The 16,279-nt window shown below is 66.6% G+C and carries 13 protein-coding genes; 5 read left to right on the top strand and 8 right to left on the bottom strand.

The annotated features are described in order from the left end of the window. Nucleotides 1-14: 14 nt before the first annotated feature. Genes QZ546_RS15050 through ribB form a run of 3 tightly spaced genes read left to right on the top strand, consistent with a single transcriptional unit; the run spans nt 15 to nt 2,543 of the window. On the top strand, nt 15-770 hold the full coding sequence (locus QZ546_RS15050; RefSeq protein WP_294239268.1) for an Asp/Glu racemase: 756 nt from the start codon (nt 15-17) through the stop codon (nt 768-770). A gap of 14 nt (nt 771-784) precedes the next feature. Next, complete coding sequence (locus QZ546_RS15045) at nt 785-1,414, top strand: flavin reductase family protein (protein WP_294239266.1); 630 nt, start codon at nt 785-787, stop codon at nt 1,412-1,414. Between the two features lie 4 nt (nt 1,415-1,418). After that, nucleotides 1,419-2,543, top strand: a complete 1,125-nt coding sequence (gene ribB / locus QZ546_RS15040) for a 3,4-dihydroxy-2-butanone-4-phosphate synthase (protein ID WP_294239264.1) — start codon at nt 1,419-1,421, stop codon at nt 2,541-2,543. Nucleotides 2,544-2,606: 63 nt separating this feature from the next. Here the strand turns inward: ribB and QZ546_RS15035 are convergent, their stop codons facing one another. The 8 genes from QZ546_RS15035 to QZ546_RS15000 form a co-directional block, all read right to left on the bottom strand. Further along, entirely contained in the window at nt 2,607-3,140 is a 534-nt protein-coding gene (locus QZ546_RS15035; RefSeq protein WP_294239262.1) for a rhodanese family protein, read from the bottom strand. Nucleotides 3,141-3,144: 4 nt separating this feature from the next. Next, nucleotides 3,145-3,459: a helix-turn-helix transcriptional regulator gene (locus tag QZ546_RS15030; protein ID WP_294239259.1), complete on the bottom strand. Its 315-nt coding sequence runs from the start codon at nt 3,457-3,459 to the stop codon at nt 3,145-3,147. Between the two features lie 79 nt (nt 3,460-3,538). Continuing rightward, entirely contained in the window at nt 3,539-4,609 is a 1,071-nt protein-coding gene (locus QZ546_RS15025; RefSeq protein WP_294239256.1) for a LacI family DNA-binding transcriptional regulator, read from the bottom strand. 8 nt (nt 4,610-4,617) lie between these two features. Then, complete coding sequence (locus QZ546_RS15020; protein WP_294239253.1) at nt 4,618-6,099, bottom strand: tryptophan halogenase family protein; 1,482 nt, start codon at nt 6,097-6,099, stop codon at nt 4,618-4,620. Then, nucleotides 6,096-7,127, bottom strand: coding sequence for a cupin-like domain-containing protein (locus tag QZ546_RS15015; protein WP_294239250.1), 1,032 nt, complete (start codon nt 7,125-7,127; stop codon nt 6,096-6,098). The genes QZ546_RS15020 and QZ546_RS15015 overlap by 4 nt, the downstream gene beginning before the upstream one ends. Next, the gene (locus QZ546_RS15010) at nt 7,120-7,839 is read right to left on the bottom strand and encodes a SapC family protein (protein ID WP_294239248.1); all 720 of its coding nucleotides are present in this window, start codon (nt 7,837-7,839) and stop codon (nt 7,120-7,122) included. The genes QZ546_RS15015 and QZ546_RS15010 overlap by 8 nt, the downstream gene beginning before the upstream one ends. Continuing rightward, nucleotides 7,839-9,392 carry a tryptophan halogenase family protein gene (locus QZ546_RS15005; protein ID WP_294239245.1) on the bottom strand — a complete coding sequence of 518 codons (1,554 nt, stop codon included), beginning with the start codon at nt 9,390-9,392 and terminating at the stop codon, nt 7,839-7,841. The genes QZ546_RS15010 and QZ546_RS15005 overlap by 1 nt, the downstream gene beginning before the upstream one ends. A 90-nt stretch (nt 9,393-9,482) precedes the next feature. Continuing rightward, entirely contained in the window at nt 9,483-12,527 is a 3,045-nt protein-coding gene (locus QZ546_RS15000) for a TonB-dependent receptor (protein WP_294239242.1), read from the bottom strand. A 239-nt stretch (nt 12,528-12,766) separates the two neighbouring features. On the opposite strand from QZ546_RS15000, the gene QZ546_RS14995 reads away from it, so the two are divergent. Further along, entirely contained in the window at nt 12,767-14,965 is a 2,199-nt protein-coding gene (locus tag QZ546_RS14995) for a beta-glucosidase (RefSeq protein WP_294239320.1), read from the top strand. 40 nt (nt 14,966-15,005) lie between these two features. After that, a complete protein-coding gene (locus tag QZ546_RS14990) occupies nt 15,006-16,211 on the top strand; it encodes an MFS transporter (protein WP_294239239.1) in 1,206 nt (401 codons plus the stop codon). The last annotated feature ends 68 nt before the right edge of the window (nt 16,212-16,279 follow it).

Genomic DNA, 16,279 nt, shown 5'->3' with positions numbered 1-16,279 from the left:
CAGAGAGGATCACCATGACCGCCCGCAGCTATCGCATCGGCCAGATCGTGCCGTCGTCCAACACCACCATGGAAACCGAAATCCCCGCCATGCTCCGCGCGCGTGAGGGCATTCTGCCGGAGCGCTTCACCTTCCATTCCAGCCGGATGCGGATGAAGAAGGTGGTCAAGGAAGAGCTGGAGGCGATGGACCGCGACAGCGATCGCTGCGCGACGGAGCTGTCCGACGCGCGGGTCGATGTGCTGGGCTATGCCTGCCTCGTCGCGATCATGAGCATGGGCAAGGGCTATCATCGCGAGTCCGAGGCGCGGCTCCATGCGCGGACGGTCGAGAACAATGCCGCCGCCCCGGTGGTGACGAGCGCGGGCGCGCTGGTCGACGGGCTGAAGCGGATGGGGGCCAAGAAGATCTCGGTCATCTGCCCCTATATGAAGCCGCTGACCCAGCTGGTGGTCGATTATATCGAGCATGAGGGGATCACGGTCCACGACTTCACCGCGCTGGAAATCCCCGACAATCTGGAGGTCGGGCGGCATGATCCCGAGCGGTTGCTGGAGATCTACAAGCGCGTCGACCGGACCGGCGTGGATGCCTTCGTCGCCTCGGCCTGCGTGCAGATGCCGTCCTTGCCGATCATCCAGCGGCTGGAGGATGCGATCGGCATTCCGGTCGTATCGGCGGCGGTGTGCACGACGCACCAGATGCTCGACCGGCTGGGGCTGGAGCGGCGCGTGCCGGACGCGGGTGCGCTGCTCGGCGGCCGTTACTGACGGGAGCGGCCCCGATGCAGGTCGACATGCGCACGCTGGATGCCGCCAGCCGGTACAAGATCATAGGGGCCTGCATCACGCCCCGGCCGATCGCCTGGGTCTCCAGCGTGTCGGCCGAGGGGGTGCTCAACCTCGCGCCCTATAGCTTCTTCAACGCCATCGGAAACGACCCGCCGATGATCGTGCTGGGGCTGGTCGCGCATCCGGCTAAGGGTATGAAGGACACCGCCGCCAATATCCGCAGTACCGGCGAATTCATCGTCCATCTGGTCGACGAAGCCCATGCGGAGCGCATGAACCACACCAGCATCGACCACCCGGCGGAGGTCGATGAGGGCGCTCTAGTCGGGCTGGAGATGGTGCCCGGTGTGGCGGTCAAGGCGGCTCGGATCGCCAGCGCGCCGGTCGGCTTCGAATGTCAGGCGCGGCATATCGTCGAAACCGGACCCAACCAGATCGCGGTGCTGGCCGAGATCGTCCATGCGCATATCGCCGATGCCTTCGTGACCGATGCCACGCGGCTGCATTTCGACATCACCGCGATGAAGCTGATTTCGCGGCTGCATGGCGCGGGCTGGTATGGCCGCCAGAGCGACATGTTCGAGATGCTTCGCCCCTCGCTTCCCATTTTGGCCAAGGAGTAGGTCCATGCAGACATGTGCACTGGCGCCCGTCGGACACGCCTTTCTCTCGACCCCGGAGGAGATCATCGACGAGGCGCGCAACGGCCGGATGTTCATCCTGGTCGATGACGAGGACCGCGAGAATGAGGGCGATCTCGTCATCCCGGCGCAGATGGCGACGCCCGACGCGATCAACTTCATGGCGCGACACGGGCGCGGGCTGGTCTGCCTGGCGCTGACCCGGGCACGCGTGGAGCAGCTGGGTATCGGGCCGATGACCAAGGCCAACGGCACCCGCCACGAAACCGCCTTCACCGTCTCGATCGAGGCGCGCGAGGGCGTGACCACTGGCATCTCGGCCGCCGACCGTGCGCGGACCATCGCGGTGGCGATTGATGCGAACCATGATGCCGCCTCGATCGTGACGCCGGGGCATGTCTTTCCGCTGGTCGCGCGCGAAGGCGGCGTGCTGGTGCGCGCGGGCCATACCGAGGCGGCGGTCGACGTATCGCGCCTCGCCGGGCTGAACCCTTCGGGCGTGATCTGTGAGATCATGAACGAGGATGGGACGATGGCGCGGATGGACGACCTCGTCTCCTTCGCGCAGCGCCACAACCTCAAGATCGGCACGATCCGCGACCTGATTGCCTATCGCCGCCGCCACGACCATCTGGTCGAGAAGCGCGCGGAGACGGTGTTCGAAAGCGAATGGGGCGGCCAGTGGCGCGCCATGACCTTCTGGAACAAGGCGACGGGCAGCGAGCAGGTTGCGCTGGTCAAGGGCCGGATCGACCCCGACAGGCCGACTTTGGTGCGGATGCACTCGCTGTCGCCCTTTGCCGATATTTTCGGCGAGACGGGCGCCAGGGCGCAACTGCTCGCCAAGTCGATGCGCATGATCGCCGCGGAGGGGGCAGGGGTCGTCGTCGTGATCGACCGCCCGCGCCCCGACGGGCTGACGCTGGCCATCCATGCGCGCAGCGGCACGCCCCTGCCCGATCGGGAGGAACTGCGCGACTATGGCGTCGGGGCGATGATCCTGAACGCGCTGGGCGTGGAGGACATCGTGCTGCTGACCAACAGCCACCATATGCTGGTGGCGCTGGACGGCTATGGGCTGAAGGTGGTCGGCGAACAGGCGATTGCTTGAGAGATGTCGGCGGCGAACATGCGGGCACCCCTTGGTGGCGCATGGGGCGCCGCGATCATGACGTTACGACCTGATTGATGACGCCATCGCGCGCCGGTTCCACGGCATCAGGCGCAGCAAATTGGCCATGCCGCACCACCCGGTCACGCCGGCGAACATCAGTCCCGCCCCGACGAACGCCGACAGGCCGAGGAAGCCGGGGGCGACGAACAGGCCCAACAATATGCCAGTCAGCACCAGCGCGCCCGCAATCATTTGCACCTGCCGCATGATGTCCAGCGGCTGCGACCGATCGACGACGATGGGATGTCCGGCCTGACGCCATGCCTCGATACCGCCGCCGAGAATATAGGCGGACACATCCCCCGCTGCCGCCCCCAGCTGCGCCGTACTGGCCGCGGTGCGCATACCCGATTTGCAGTGGAAGACGACCGGACGACCATCGCACGGCAGATCGCCGATGCGATCGAGCGGCACATTCACCGCGCCGGGAATGCGTTCGCGCGCATGTTCGTCGGCACCGCGAATGTCGATCAGGCGCGCACCGGCGTCGATCGCCGCGCGCGCGTCGGCGGGCGAAAGGAATATAAGCGTCATCGCATCAATCCTTGCAATAGAGCTGGTAGAGCGTGGCAAGCAGCGCTTCGACGCGGTGATCGGTGATCGCGTACCACAGCGTCTGGCTCTCGCGTCGATAGGTGACCAAGCCCTCGTCACGCATCCTGGCAAGATGCTGCGAACAGGCCGATTGCGACAGCCCGACATCACGGGCGAGGTCGCCGACCGACACCTCGCCATGCTCGACCAACTTGCACAGCAGCATCAGCCGCCGCGCATTGCCGATCGCCTTCAGCGTGTCGGCAACCTGTCCGGCCTTCGCCTCGAAACTCGCCAGATCCATCGGCGGTTTGGACATTATCGCCACTCCATTAGACACTGCTCATACACTGCACACTGATACATTAGCAATGTCTAATGAAGGGCGTTGTCCTTGTTTAAACGGCGCGCCCGATATGAGGTGCCGGGCCGGTCGATTGGCGAGCGACCAGCTCTGCCGAGGTGGTCAATGGCCCTTCAGGCACGGCTTGGCCCAGTTGCGCGGCGATGATCAGTTCCACGGCGCGGGCCGTCACCTTGGCGATGGGTTGGACCACGGCGGTCAGGGGAGGATCGACGAACCGCACGATGGGCGTGTCGTCGAAGCTGACCAGCGACAGGTCGCCGGGCACCGCGAGCCCTCGTTCACGGGCCAGTTCCAGGGTGGCGAGCGTCATCTGGTCGCTGCTGGCGATGATCGCGGTCGGCGCCAGGGGCGCATCGAGGAGCTTGACCGCAGCATCGCGGCCCGAGGCGAAGCTGAAATCCCCCTGCGCCAAAAGCCCGTCGCAGGACAGACCGGCGGCGGCCATCGACTTGCGCCAACCCTCCACCCGCAAGCCGCTAAGCTCATAGTCGTCCGGTCCGGCGATGAAGCCGATGCGGCGATGGCCGAGGGCGGCGAGGTGGTCGGTCGCCAGGCGCGCGGCTCCTTCGTCGTCGATCGAGACCGCGAAGCCGCTGCCGGGTTTCCGCGAGCCGATCCGGGCAAAGCTGATGCCACGTTCCTCCAGCAACCGGGTGATGAGGGGATTGCCGGAATGCGGCGGGGTCAGGATCACGCCGTCGGGCTGCAAGGCGGCGATCGCGCCCAGCAATTCGCGTTCGATATGGTCGCTATGCGTGTCGACCAACTCGACGATCAGGCGATAACCATGTTCGGCGCAGGTCAACATGCCGCCCAGCATCATCTGGTCGACCCAGTCGGTGCCTTCGCGGTTGCGCCAGCCGGCAATGGTGCGTTCGCGGTCGTTGAGGGCGACGATCAGATAGGAGCGCGATCCCCCCATGCGTTGCGCCGCGATCGAGGGGACATAGCCGAGCTTGGCGATCGACGCCTGGACCCGCTCCATCATCTCGGGCCGGACATTGGGTTCCTTGTTGATGACCCGGCTGACGGTCTGGAGCGAGACACCTGCATCGGCGGCGACGTGGCGGATGGTGACGGACTGGCGGCGGCGGGGCGGCATGAGCGGGTTCAGGCCGCCGTGCCGCAATGGCGCGCGACATAGTCCGCATGGGGCGGCAGGCCGCGCACCGTGGTCGCGACATTCTGGCGTAGCGTGGTCAGCAGCCGGTCCAGCTCTTCGTCGGACAGTCGCGCTGTGATCGGGTGATGGCTTTCCGGCATGATGCCCTGGCCCATCATCACCTGTACCCAGCTATTCTCGGCGAACAGCTCGTCATTGCGGCGGAAGACGCGCCCCGTCTCGCGGAACAGCGCGATCCTGTGCGCCAGGCTGTCGGGTATCTCCATATCGGCGCATTGCCGCCAAAAGGCCGTGTCGCGCCGTTCATGGACCTTATAGTGCAGGATCAGGAAGTCGCGGATCTGGACCATGTCGGTCATCTGCTGATCGTTGAATTCGGCCACGTCATGCGCGCTGATCGGACCGCCGGGGAGCAGACGGATCAGCCGCAGGATGGCGCGCTGGATCAGGTGGATGCTGGTCGATTCCAGCGGTTCCAGGAAGCCGCCCGACAGGCCGACCGCGATGCAGTTGCGATGCCATTGCTTGCGGCGCGCGCCGGTCTGGAAGCGCAGCATGTTGGGCTCGGTCAGCACCTTGCCCTCGACCGTGGCGAGCAGCGTTTCGCGCGCCGTGTCGTGATCCATATAGCGGCTGCAATAGACGATGCCGTTGCCCGCCCGGTGCTGCAGCGGGATGCGCCACTGCCACCCGGCCTCATGCGCGATGGCGCGGGTGTAGGGGACGGGCGGTCGCACGCTTTCGGTCTGCACCGCGACGGCGGCGTCGCAGGGCAGGTAATGGCTCCAGTCGTCGAACCCGACATGCAGCGCACGCTCGATCAGCAGCGCGCGAAAGCCGGTGCAGTCGAGGAACAGGTCGCCCTCGACCCGCCGACCGTCGTCCAGCACCAGGGCGGCGATGTCGCCGCTATCGGGGGCCAGCGCGACCTCGGCGATCCGCCCCTCGATCCGCGTCGCGCCGTCGCCCTCCGCCATGCGGCGCAGGAACCGGCCATAGAGCGTCGAATCGAGCTGATAGGCATAGTTCATCCGCTCGTCCGGCAGATGCGCGAACTTGCCCTCGCGCGCGGCGACCAGCTCCAGGCAATATTCGTCATAGGACGCGTCATGGCCGCGGGTGCGGCCGTCGAGCCAGAAATGCTGGAAGCCCGCCGCCCAATGATCCTTGCCGGTCAGGCCGAAGGAATGGAAATAGCGGTCCTCCGGCCCCTTCCACCCGTCGAACTGGATGCCCAGCTTGAAGGTCGCCTGGGTCGCGGCCATGAACTCGGCCTCGTTGATGCCGAGCAGCCGGTTGAAGGTGATGATCGGCGGGATGGTCGACTCGCCGACGCCGATCGTGCCGATCGCGTCCGATTCCACCAGCGTCACGGTGACGGCGCGACCCAGCGTGCGGGCCATGGCGGCGGCGGCCATCCAGCCGGCGGTGCCGCCGCCAGCAATGACGATCCGGCGGGGCGTGCTCATCGGCTGAGCGTCCGCAACAGGAACGCGCGGATGCGGCCTGCCAGGTCGGGCGTCATCGGGTCCAGGATCCCGCGCCCGCCTTCGGGAATGTGCGCGGTCACGCTGTCGTCATTGGCGAAGACATAATGGTCGAACATCGCGCGCCAATGCGCCTTCTGGTCGGCGGGCAGGTCGCGGATCGTCATCATCGCGTGGTTCAGCGCCTCTTGCGGCTGGCCCATCCAGCGGGGCGCGTCGCGCCACCAGTAATTGACCAGCACGTTGAAATCCTCGGTCCCCTCGACATGATGCCACCAGAGCGCGGGGATGAAGACCGCGTCGCCCGCCGCCAGATCGGCGACCTGCGCGCTTGCCAGGGCTTCGGCGAAGCGGGGATGGCGGTCGAGATCGGGGGCGTGGAAATCGACCATGCTGACCGCACGACCGGCGGGCGTGTTGTCGACGGGGCCGAGATAGAGGTTGCGGAACTGCTCGCGCGGGAACAGCGTGAAGCGGCGGCGGCCGACCGCGCAGATCGCCAGATTGTGCGGCACGTCGTTATGCGCGGCGATCCGGGTGCGGGTGCCGATCCAGATGCTGGCCAGCAGATCACGCTCGCCCAGATCGACATGGTTCGCCGCGTGCAGCCCGTCGAAATATTGGTGCATGTCGATCGAGGCGAGATAGATGGACGGCGCCTCGGGCTGCCCCGCGAACTGGGCGATCCGCGCGAAGATCTCGGGAAGCCCCGCCTCCATCATGCGGAAGTTCATCGCCATGGCGTCGTCGTAAAAGAGCCGCCCGCCGCTGCCCGGCACGCCGACCGAGACGGTGAAGGGCCGGTCGCGGCGATGGTCGAGCAGATAGGTCCGCGCCGCTTCGCCTGAGCGCCGCCCCGCCTGGACCAGCGGCCAGTCGGCGGTCAGGCCGCGCACGACGAAGGGGCGATCGGCCTCGCGCAGGATGTGATCCAGCTCGGCGGCATCGGCGACCGTCACTTCGGGCACCGGGGGAAGGGCGGTCAGTCGCCCGGGATCGGCGTCAGCCATGCGCGCCCCGCCGGTTGCGCCGCGCGATCAGTCCGCTGATCTGGCCAAGCGAGGCGATCGCCATATAGATCGGCTCCAGATAGCCCGCCGCCTGCAGTTCGGCGAGCACCGCGCCGCCCAGCGCGGCCAGCCGCTCCTCGGCGATGATGTGATACCCGATCAGCCGGTTGGACGAGCCGTCGTCGAGCGTCACGTCCAGCGTGAACGGCTCCAGCAGTTCGTATCGCTGGAGCGCGGCGAAGAAGGCGCCCGCTTCGCGAAAGCCATGGTCGAGTTCGCCGACCTGCTGGATCACACGCTCGAGATACGGCGTCGGGCGGCCATGCTTGTCGAATATCCGAACGCCCTGCGCCCCGGTGGCGATGCGGGGAGAGTCGAGATCGACATGGACCTGTTTGGGGCCGTCATCCTCCGGGCTGCCGCCGATCAGGAAGGGCTGGATGTCGATCGCCAGCGGACGATAGCGCGCGTCCCAGCGGCCGTCCGCCAGATAGAGATTTTCGCCATTCTCGAACCCGAACATCGCAAGGGCGCTGAACCGGTCGCGGGTTTCGTTGAGGCGGAACAGAATGGGATATTCGGCCTGCACCGCGCGGAACTCGGCGGGGACGGTGATGCAGGCCATGCGGGCATCGCCGAGCGCGGCGTCGCGCGACTCCAGGATGCGCAGGTCGCGGTGATCGTCGGCGCTCAGGGCTTCGTGGCGGGGCATCAGGCGGTTCTTTCGGCGGGAGAAGCCTGCTCGGCGCGCAGCGCATCGAGATAGGCGCGATTGGTCGGCAGGCTCGCGGCCAGGGCGCGGCCCCGCTGTTCGACCTGGCGAAGCTGGCCGGCCAGGTCGGGACGCGCGGCGCGGCGGACGGGCGAGGGGAGGGGGGCGGGGAAACCCATGCCCCAGAGGATGTAGCGATAGCTGGCCGCCGGAAACAGCTCGTCCTGCATCGGCAGGTCGAATGCGGACGGCGCGCGGTGCCGCCACAGCGCCAGCGCCTCGGCCAGCCGGTCGGACATGGTGGCGGGATCGCGGTGTGCGCGCCAATAGGGCTCCTCGCGACGGCTGAGCACATAATGGAGCTTCAGGAAGTCGACGATCCGCTCCCAGCGATAGCGCGCCAGCATGTTGAAGCGTCGGGCCTGGATCGACATCAGGGCCGGGTCCACCGGAAAATCGTCGAGCAGCGCGTCGAGCGACAGCTCGATCATGACGATAGCCGATGCCTCCAGCGGCTCCATGAACCCCGCCGACTGACCGATGGCGAGGCAGTTGGCCGTCCAGGGTGCGGTACGATAGGCCGAGCGGAAGGTCAGGCGGCGCGGCGACGGGAGGTCGGACGCGATCCGGCGGCAATATCGCGCAAGCACGTCCTCCGCCTCGTCGTCGCTCATGAAGGCGGAGGCATAGACGCAGCCGATCCCGCGCCGTGTCGGCAGCCCGATGTCCCAGAGCCACCCGGCGGCATGGGCGGTCGCCACCGTCTGCGACGCGATGGGGCTGTCCGGCGCGACCGGCACCTGCACCGCCAGCGCTCGGTCGTTGAACAGGATTGGGGACATGTCGACCGACTCCACCCCCAGCGTCTCGCCGATCAGCAAGCCGCGATGGCCGCTACAGTCGAGGAACAGGTCGCCCGCGATACGTCCCGACTGGCGGGTGGCGACCGCCGCGATGTCGCCATTCCCGGCCCGTTCGACCGAGACGACATGATCGCGGACATGATGCACGCCCAAATGGGTGGTGGCATGGCGGGTCAGCAGCGCGGCGAGCCTAGCCGCGTCGAGATGATAGGCATAGTTCAGCGCGCCCGCATAATCGGGCATGGCCGGTTGGCGTGGGGCGAGGTCCTCGGCGCAGACATGGGGCTGGGCGCAGGCGGCGAAGGCAAAGGGGCGATCGCCGGGCAGGTCGGCGGGATCGCTGTCGATGGGCGGCACGAAGGGGTGGTAATAGCGATCGTCCGCCGCGCCCGTCGCCCAGCCGTCGAAGCGCGTCCCCTGCTTGAACGAACCGTCACAGGCCCGCAGCAGCTCGGTTTCGCCGATGCCGATCCGCTCCAGCGTGCGCCGGATCGTAGGCCATGTGCCTTCGCCCACGCCGATGCTGGGCACGTCGGGGGATTCGACCAGAGTCACCGCGACCGATCCGGCGGTCGCGGCGGCGATGCGGCAGGCCGACAGCCAGCCTGCGGTGCCGCCGCCTACGACCACGATCCGGGTCATGGGCCGGGTGATAGCCTGATCCACCGCTGTCCTGATCCCGGTCGTCATTCTGGATCGCAAATTGCCGACGATCGGCGGGAAAAGCCAGCTTTCCCGCAAGGAGAGCCGGTTTTTCCCATGATCGTCAGCGCACGCGCATCAGAAGGTGAAGCGCACGCCCGCCGCGTAGCGCGCATCCTGCTTGGTGATGAAGTTGACGTTGCGATCCGAACGCAGGTGCCCGCTGCGGTTCTCGCCCAAGATGTTGATACCCTCGGCAAAGACCGCCACGCTCTTTGTCACCGCATAGCTCGCACTCGCGTCCAGCTGGCCATAGGTGTTGACATAGACCGGGTTGATGCCCGCCCCAGCCAGATACCCCTTGCGCCAGTTATAGGCCGCACGCGCCTGGATACCGAACTTGTCGTAGAACAACACGGCATTGGCGCTGTCCGACAGGCCGGTGATCGCGAATTGCGACACGGTGGCGGGCAGGCGGTTGTCGTAGTTCCGGTTCCCGTTGACGATCGTGTAGTTCAGGATGGTGCCGAAGCCGGTGTCCCAGAAATTATGCTGGATCGCGAACTCGAATCCGTCGACGCTGGCCGTCTGGCTGCTGTTGAACGGCGTCGTGATGACGAAGTTGACCGCCGGATCATTGGGCTGTGCCACGATCGTGCCGTTGACCACGCCGCCGGGGAAGTTGGCGGCGATATAGTCGCGGACCTGCGCGAAGGTCGCGTTCGTCCCCAGCGCGTTGATCGCCGCCTGATAGCGCGGGCCATACTGCGTCACGCCGTTGAAGCTGGTGACCGGAGACGTCACGCCCGGAACGGTCGAATTGACCTGGGTCTGGCCGATGAAGTTCGACACGTCCTTGTGGAAGAAGCCCACCGAGATATAGCTGTCGGACTTGTAATACCACTCCGCCGACAGGTCGATATTCTTCGACTTGTAGGGGATCAGGTTCGGATTGCCGACACTGCCGGTGCCGCCGCCGATGCGGAACAGCTGCGACAGGTTGCGACCGCCCTGCAGACTGCCATAATCGGCGCGGGTGATGGTGTGGCTGTACGACGCGCGCAGCTTGACGTTTTCCAGCGGCTGGAAGTCGAAGTCGACCGACGGCAACCAGTTCTGGTAGCTGCCCTTGAAGGTCGTGAAGCCGCTGCCCGAGAACAGGATGTTGAACTCGTTCTGCGAATTCTGCCGCGCGCCGACCGGGGTCGGCACCAGGGCCGAGGCCGAGACGTCGGTATTCTCGAAGCGAAGCCCGGCGATCAGATGGGCGGGACGCGCGAACAGGTCCATCTTGCCGTTGAACTGGAAATAGGGCGAGACGGTCTTTTCGCGGATGCGCGAGTCCGTGGTGTACGGAACCAGGCACTGGCCGTTGCCGCCGCAGATGCCGTAAGCCTTGTCGAGCAGCGAGACCATGTTCGGCAGGTTGAAGCCATAGAAGGACTTCACGATCGCCGCATTGTCCGCGCCGCCGATCCCGGAGAATTTGTCGGGCACGCTGATCAGCTTGAACAGGTCGTCGGGGATCAGGGCGGCGGCCGCCGCGCGCTGGGCCGCGCTGTCGCCGCCGGTGCCGCCCCAGGTGTCGTTTTGGAGCACGCTATAGGCCGAGCGGACCTTGTTGTCGGTATAGTCGAAACCCCAGTCCAGGCTGTCCATGAAGCCATGCTCATGGTCGTAATGCCCGCGCAGCTGCACCTGGTTGATCTCGTCCCGGAAATAGGAATTGCGGAATGCACTGCCGGTGGGGACGATGTTGGCGGCGTTGAGCGGATCAATGCCCGGCTGCATCGCGAACGAGATTACGGGCAGCTTGTTGTCGAAATTGATCGTCTGGCTCTGCACGCCAAAGATCGCGGTGCCGACCGAATTGCTGTTGCCATAGGGGTTGTCGGGGCGGGACTCGGCGGTCGAATGATGCGCGTCGAGCGACATGGTGACGCCGCCCGGACCCTTCCAGGTCAGGTTGCCGCCCAGTGACCGGTTGATGCTGCGCACCGACGTATCGGACACCGAATAGGCCAGGTCCTTGCCCTCGGCGGCGGTGAAGCGCTCGGTATAGAAAACGGGACCGGCGACCGGGCCGTTGGTCCAGGCGCTCGACGTATCGTTATGGTTGTACCAGATGCCGACATTGTTGTCGCGAATGTCGACGGTATTCTGCGAATAGGTATAGTCGACCGTCGCGGTCAGGTTGTCGCTCGGGCGGAATTGCAGCACGGCCTGGCCGTTGATGCGTTCGCGGCGGCCGTTGACGATGTTGTAGCTGGCGTTTTGCGGCACCTGATACACGTCGCTCGGGCCGGGCCGGTTGGTGATGTTGGCATAGCGCGGATCGCCTGCTTGCGCCAACGAACCCCAGTTATTCTCCGCCCCCAGATAGCCGTCGCGCCACCCGACATTGGCCTGGTTCTGGCTGAAATTGCGACGCTGATAGGCGCCCGTCAGCAACACGCCGATCCGGTCGTCGGCGAAGGTGTCGGAGAAGATGCCCGACACTTCGGGCGTGATGTCCTTGCCGCCGTTCTGCGAGGTGTCGACGACGCCGCGCGCCGAGAGCGAGCCCCGCAGGCCCGGCTTGTCCAGCGGGCGGGGCGTGCGGATGTTGATGGTCGAGCCGATGCCGCCCGACGGCACGGTCGCACGACCGGACTTGTAGACCTCGAGCGCGGCGACGCCTTCGGAGGCGAGATTGGCGAAGTCGAACGAGCGCGAGCCCGGCGCGCTGTTGCCGTCGCCGATCGCGGCGGTCGGCATCTGCCGGCCGTTCAGCGTGACGAGATTATATTCGGGGCCGAAGCCGCGCACCGTGACGAACTGGCCTTCGCCGTTCGAGCGGTCGATCGACACGCCGGTGATGCGCTGGAGCGACTCCGCCAGGTTGGTGTCGGGGAATTTCCCCATTTCCTCGGCGCTGATCGCGTCGACCACGCCCTGCGCATTGCGCTTGATGTCGATCGACTGGCGCAAGCTGGCGCGGATGCCGGTGACGACGATGTCGCCTTCGCCCTGCGCGGGATCGGCGGGACCGGTGGTCGGCGCCTGCGGATCGGTCTGGGCCGGGCCGGGATTGCCCATCGTGGCGGCGGCATCCTGCGCGCGCGCGGCGGCAGGCAGCGTCAGGGCGACGGCGGAAACACCGATGGCAAAATTCGAAAGCAGGCGAGCACGAACGCTTCGCATGAAATCCTCCCCTTCATGAACAGGCGCGGTGGTCCGCGCTCTTGGGAACGTTCACTCGCGCAAAGGCGGGAGGGTGTCAAGAGACGCTAGGCGTTGAAATGCCATGATTGTGAACGTTCTCTGGACAGGTCGGCAATCATGCAACACAAGAGGCAAAAGCGTAAGACTTCGAGAGGGTGATGATGACGAAGGCGAAGGTTGGCTATGGCCTGGCGATGATCGCGCTGGTCGTGACCGGGATGACGGCACCGCTTCGGGCGCAGACGGATAAGGGGACGATTACGTCCTCGGCCGCCCGCGCACGGGCCGACCGGATCGTGGCGCAGATGACCCGCGAGGAGAAGATTGCGCTGGTGCACGGCCTGTTTCCGTCGATGGCGGCGGGCAAGACGACCAATGAACTGATCCCCTCGGCCGGGCATATCGACGGCATTCCCCGGCTGGGCGTGCCGCTCGTGCGCGAAAGCGATGCCTCGCTGGGCGTTGCCAACCAGGTGGAACAGCGCGTGGGCGATGTCGCCACCGCCCTGCCTTCGGGGCTTGCCACCGCGGCGAGCTTCGATCCGGCGATCGCCCGGGCGGGCGGCGCCATGATCGGGGCCGAGGCGCGCGACAAAAGGTTCAACGTGCTGCTGGCGGGCGGGGTCAATCTGACCCGCGATCCCTGGAACGGCCGCAATTTCGAATATCTGGGCGAGGACCCGCTTCTCGCGGGCACGATGGGCGGCGCGCACATCGCAGGCGTGCAGTCGAACCGGCTCGTCTCGACGATCAAACATTATGTGCTCAATGCGCAGGAAACAGGGCGCAACATCCTGGACGCCCGGATCGGCGAGGCGGCGCTTCGCATGAGCGACCTGCTCGCCTTTCAGATCGCGATCGAGAAGGGGCATCCCGGCTCGGTCATGTGCGCCTATAACAAGATCAACGGTGACTGGGCGTGCGAGAACCGCCATCTGCTGACCGACGTGCTGAAGCGCGACTGGTCCTATCCCGGCTGGGTCATGAGCGACTGGGGCGCGGTCCATTCGACCGTGAAGGCCGCCAATGCCGGGCTGGACCAGGAGTCGGGCCAGGAACTGGACAAGGAGATCTATTTCGGCGCGCCGCTGGCGGAGGCGGTGGCCAAGGGGCAGGTGCCCGAGGCGCGGTTGAACGACATGGTCGCGCGCTATCTGACCGGGCTGATCGAAACCGGCGCCTATGACACGCCCGTGCCGGCCAAGGCGGTGACGCCCGATTATGCCGCCCATGCCGAGGTGGCGCAGCGTGCGGCGGAAGCGGGGATCGTGCTGTTGAAGAATGACGGCAACCTGCTGCCCATCGCCCGGACCGCCAAGCGGATCGTGGTGATCGGCGGCAATGCCGATGTCGGGGTGTTGTCGGGCGGCGGATCGTCGCAGGTGCGGTCGGTCGGTGGTGCGCCGGTCGAGATACCGCTGGCCTATGGCGGATCGGCTTCGTTCGCGCGGATCACCTATCATGCCTCGTCGCCGCTCGACGCGCTACGCAAGGCCCTGCCGGGGGTAGCGATCGAGTGGCAGGATGGCCGCAACCTGAATGCCACGCTGGCGGCGGCGAAGAAGGCGGACATGGCGATCTTCTTCGCCACGCAATGGACGACCGAAGCCGACGATGTGCCCGATCTGCGCCTGCCCAACCAGCAGGATGCGCTGATCGCCGCCATCGCCGCCGTGCAGCCCAGGACGGTGGCCGTCATGGAAACCGGCGGCCCGGTGCTGATGCCCTGGATCGCGAAGGTCCCGGCGGTCGTCCAGGCCTGGTATCCCGGCCAGCGCGGGGGCGAGGCGCTGGCCGCGATCCTGACCGGCCAGGTCGATCCCTCCGGCCGCCTACCCATCACCTTCCCGGCCGACGCCTCGCAACCGCCACGTCCGCGCCCGGTGGGGCTCGACAAACTCAGCGAAGCCGAAGCGGCGGCGGCGGCCAATCCGGCGGTTGCGGCGGACAGGGCGTTGCAAAGCTTCCCGGTCGATTATGTCGAGGGGGCCGATGTCGGGTATCGCTGGTATGAGAAGAAGGGATTCAAGCCGCTTTTCCCCTTCGGCCACGGCCTCAGCTATACCAGTTTTGCCTATCGCAACCCGGTCGTCACGGGCGGGCGGACGATCAGCGTCACCGTCGACATCGTCAATACCGGCGCGCGTGAGGGCGCCGACGTCCCGCAAATCTATGTCGCGCGCGACGGCAGCGGCGATCCGATGCGCCTGGCCGCGTTCCAGCGCGTCCACCTGAAGCCCGGCGAGACGCGGCGCATCACCCTGACCGCCGAGCCGCGTATCCTGGCCGATTACGACATCGGCCTGCCCGGCTGGCGGATCAGGGGCGGTGCTTACCGGGTCGCGGTGGCGCATGACGCCGCCGACCGCACGATGGTCAGCACCGCCCAGGTCCAGGCGCAGACGATGAAGCCTTGAGGGTCGTTGCCCGATGACGCGATCGGGGGCAGATGGGGTCATGTCCCCGCCCGCCGATCCCGTCCCGCCGCGTCCTTCTCCGCCCCTGGGCCTCTATGCGCTGGCCAATATCGGCGGGGTCATCGCCTATCTGCCGCTGCTGACCCTGCTCGTGCCGATGAAGGTCGAGGCGATCGGCGCGGCCGGGCGGGTCGAGTTCCTGTCGCTGATCGCGCTGATGGGCGCGGTCGTCGCGAGTATCGCCAACATCCTGTTCGGCTGGCTGAGCGACCGATCGCGGCGGGCGGGCCAGGACCGTCGTGTGTGGATGGCGGTCGGGTTGGCGGGGCTCGCCGCCAGCTATGCCGCCATAGGCCTGGCCGAAACCGGCACGGTGCTGGTCCTGGCGATCCTCGGCTTCCAATTCGCGGTCAACGCGCTGCTCGCGCCGCTGATGGCGATGATGGCCGAGGAAATCCCCGATACGAAGCGCGGAATGTTGGGCGGCCTGATCGCGCTGGGCAATCCCGCAGCCTCGGCCCTGTCGGCTTGGCTGGTGGGCGAGGCGCGGCTGGGCGAGGGCGGGCGGCTGGCGCTGCTGGTCGTGGCGATCCTCGTCTGCACCCTGCCGCTTTTGCTGGTCCGGGCGAGGGCCGTCGAACGGGTCGACAGTCCCCCCGTCGCGCCGACAAACCCGCCGCGACGCGATTTCTGGATTGCCGGGCTGTCGCGCCTGCTCATCCAGGTCGCGGCCGTCGTGACCCAGATCCATCTCCTCTATTATTTCGAAACGATCGTACCGCCATCGGAGCAGGCCGATCTGCCGCGCTGGGTCGGGCAGGTCTTCACGGTCGCTTTCATCGTGCCGTTGCCGATCGCGCTGTTCCTCGGGCGCCTGGCCGATCGCCGGGAGCGTCGCAAGGATGTGCTGTTGCTGGCGGCCCTGGTCGCCGCCTCGGGGCTGCTCGCCATGGCCGCAGCGCCCGACCGCCTATCGGCCGCAGCGGCCTTCCTGGTCTATACGGCCGGGTCGTCGATATTCGTGGCTCTTCATGCCGGGCTGAGCTTCCAGCTTCTGCCCGATCCCCGCCATAGGGGGCGGGATCTGGGACTGTTCAATCTGGCCAACACATTGCCCTCGCTCATCGGCGGGCTTCTTGCCTGGACATTCGCGACGCCACACGACTTCGGCGCCTTCATGATCGTGCTGAGCGGGGCGACTATTCTGGGCGGACTGATGATCCTGCTCGTCCGGACCTGGCGATGAGGGGGTGATCCTATAGGCCATTCTCTTTCTGTCGGGGCGGCCGCGCCATAGCCTGCGAGCGTCCGGCA

It is taken from the genome of uncultured Sphingomonas sp. (assembly GCF_913062585.1).
Taxonomy (GTDB): Bacteria; Pseudomonadota; Alphaproteobacteria; order Sphingomonadales; family Sphingomonadaceae; genus Sphingomonas.
Note: the sequence above shows the minus strand (reverse complement) of the source record. Positions and strands in the feature narration are given on the sequence as shown.

Excerpts from the sequence above, each read along its gene's own strand:
- QZ546_RS15005 (WP_294239245.1), bottom strand. The coding sequence starts at position 9,392 with ATGACGACCGGGATCAGGACAGCGGTGGATCAGGCTATCACCCGGCCC.
- QZ546_RS14995 (WP_294239320.1), top strand. The coding sequence starts at position 12,767 with ATGACGGCACCGCTTCGGGCGCAGACGGATAAGGGGACGATTACGTCC.
- QZ546_RS15035 (WP_294239262.1), bottom strand. The coding sequence starts at position 3,140 with ATGACGCTTATATTCCTTTCGCCCGCCGACGCGCGCGCGGCGATCGAC.
- ribB (WP_294239264.1), top strand. The coding sequence starts at position 1,419 with ATGCAGACATGTGCACTGGCGCCCGTCGGACACGCCTTTCTCTCGACC.
- QZ546_RS15020 (WP_294239253.1), bottom strand. The coding sequence starts at position 6,099 with ATGAGCACGCCCCGCCGGATCGTCATTGCTGGCGGCGGCACCGCCGGC.
- QZ546_RS15015 (WP_294239250.1), bottom strand. The coding sequence starts at position 7,127 with ATGGCTGACGCCGATCCCGGGCGACTGACCGCCCTTCCCCCGGTGCCC.
- QZ546_RS15045 (WP_294239266.1), top strand. The coding sequence starts at position 785 with ATGCAGGTCGACATGCGCACGCTGGATGCCGCCAGCCGGTACAAGATC.
- QZ546_RS14990 (WP_294239239.1), top strand. The coding sequence starts at position 15,006 with ATGTCCCCGCCCGCCGATCCCGTCCCGCCGCGTCCTTCTCCGCCCCTG.
- QZ546_RS15025 (WP_294239256.1), bottom strand. The coding sequence starts at position 4,609 with ATGCCGCCCCGCCGCCGCCAGTCCGTCACCATCCGCCACGTCGCCGCC.
- QZ546_RS15030 (WP_294239259.1), bottom strand. The coding sequence starts at position 3,459 with ATGTCCAAACCGCCGATGGATCTGGCGAGTTTCGAGGCGAAGGCCGGA.
- QZ546_RS15050 (WP_294239268.1), top strand. The coding sequence starts at position 15 with ATGACCGCCCGCAGCTATCGCATCGGCCAGATCGTGCCGTCGTCCAAC.
- QZ546_RS15010 (WP_294239248.1), bottom strand. The coding sequence starts at position 7,839 with ATGCCCCGCCACGAAGCCCTGAGCGCCGACGATCACCGCGACCTGCGC.
- QZ546_RS15000 (WP_294239242.1), bottom strand. The coding sequence starts at position 12,527 with ATGCGAAGCGTTCGTGCTCGCCTGCTTTCGAATTTTGCCATCGGTGTT.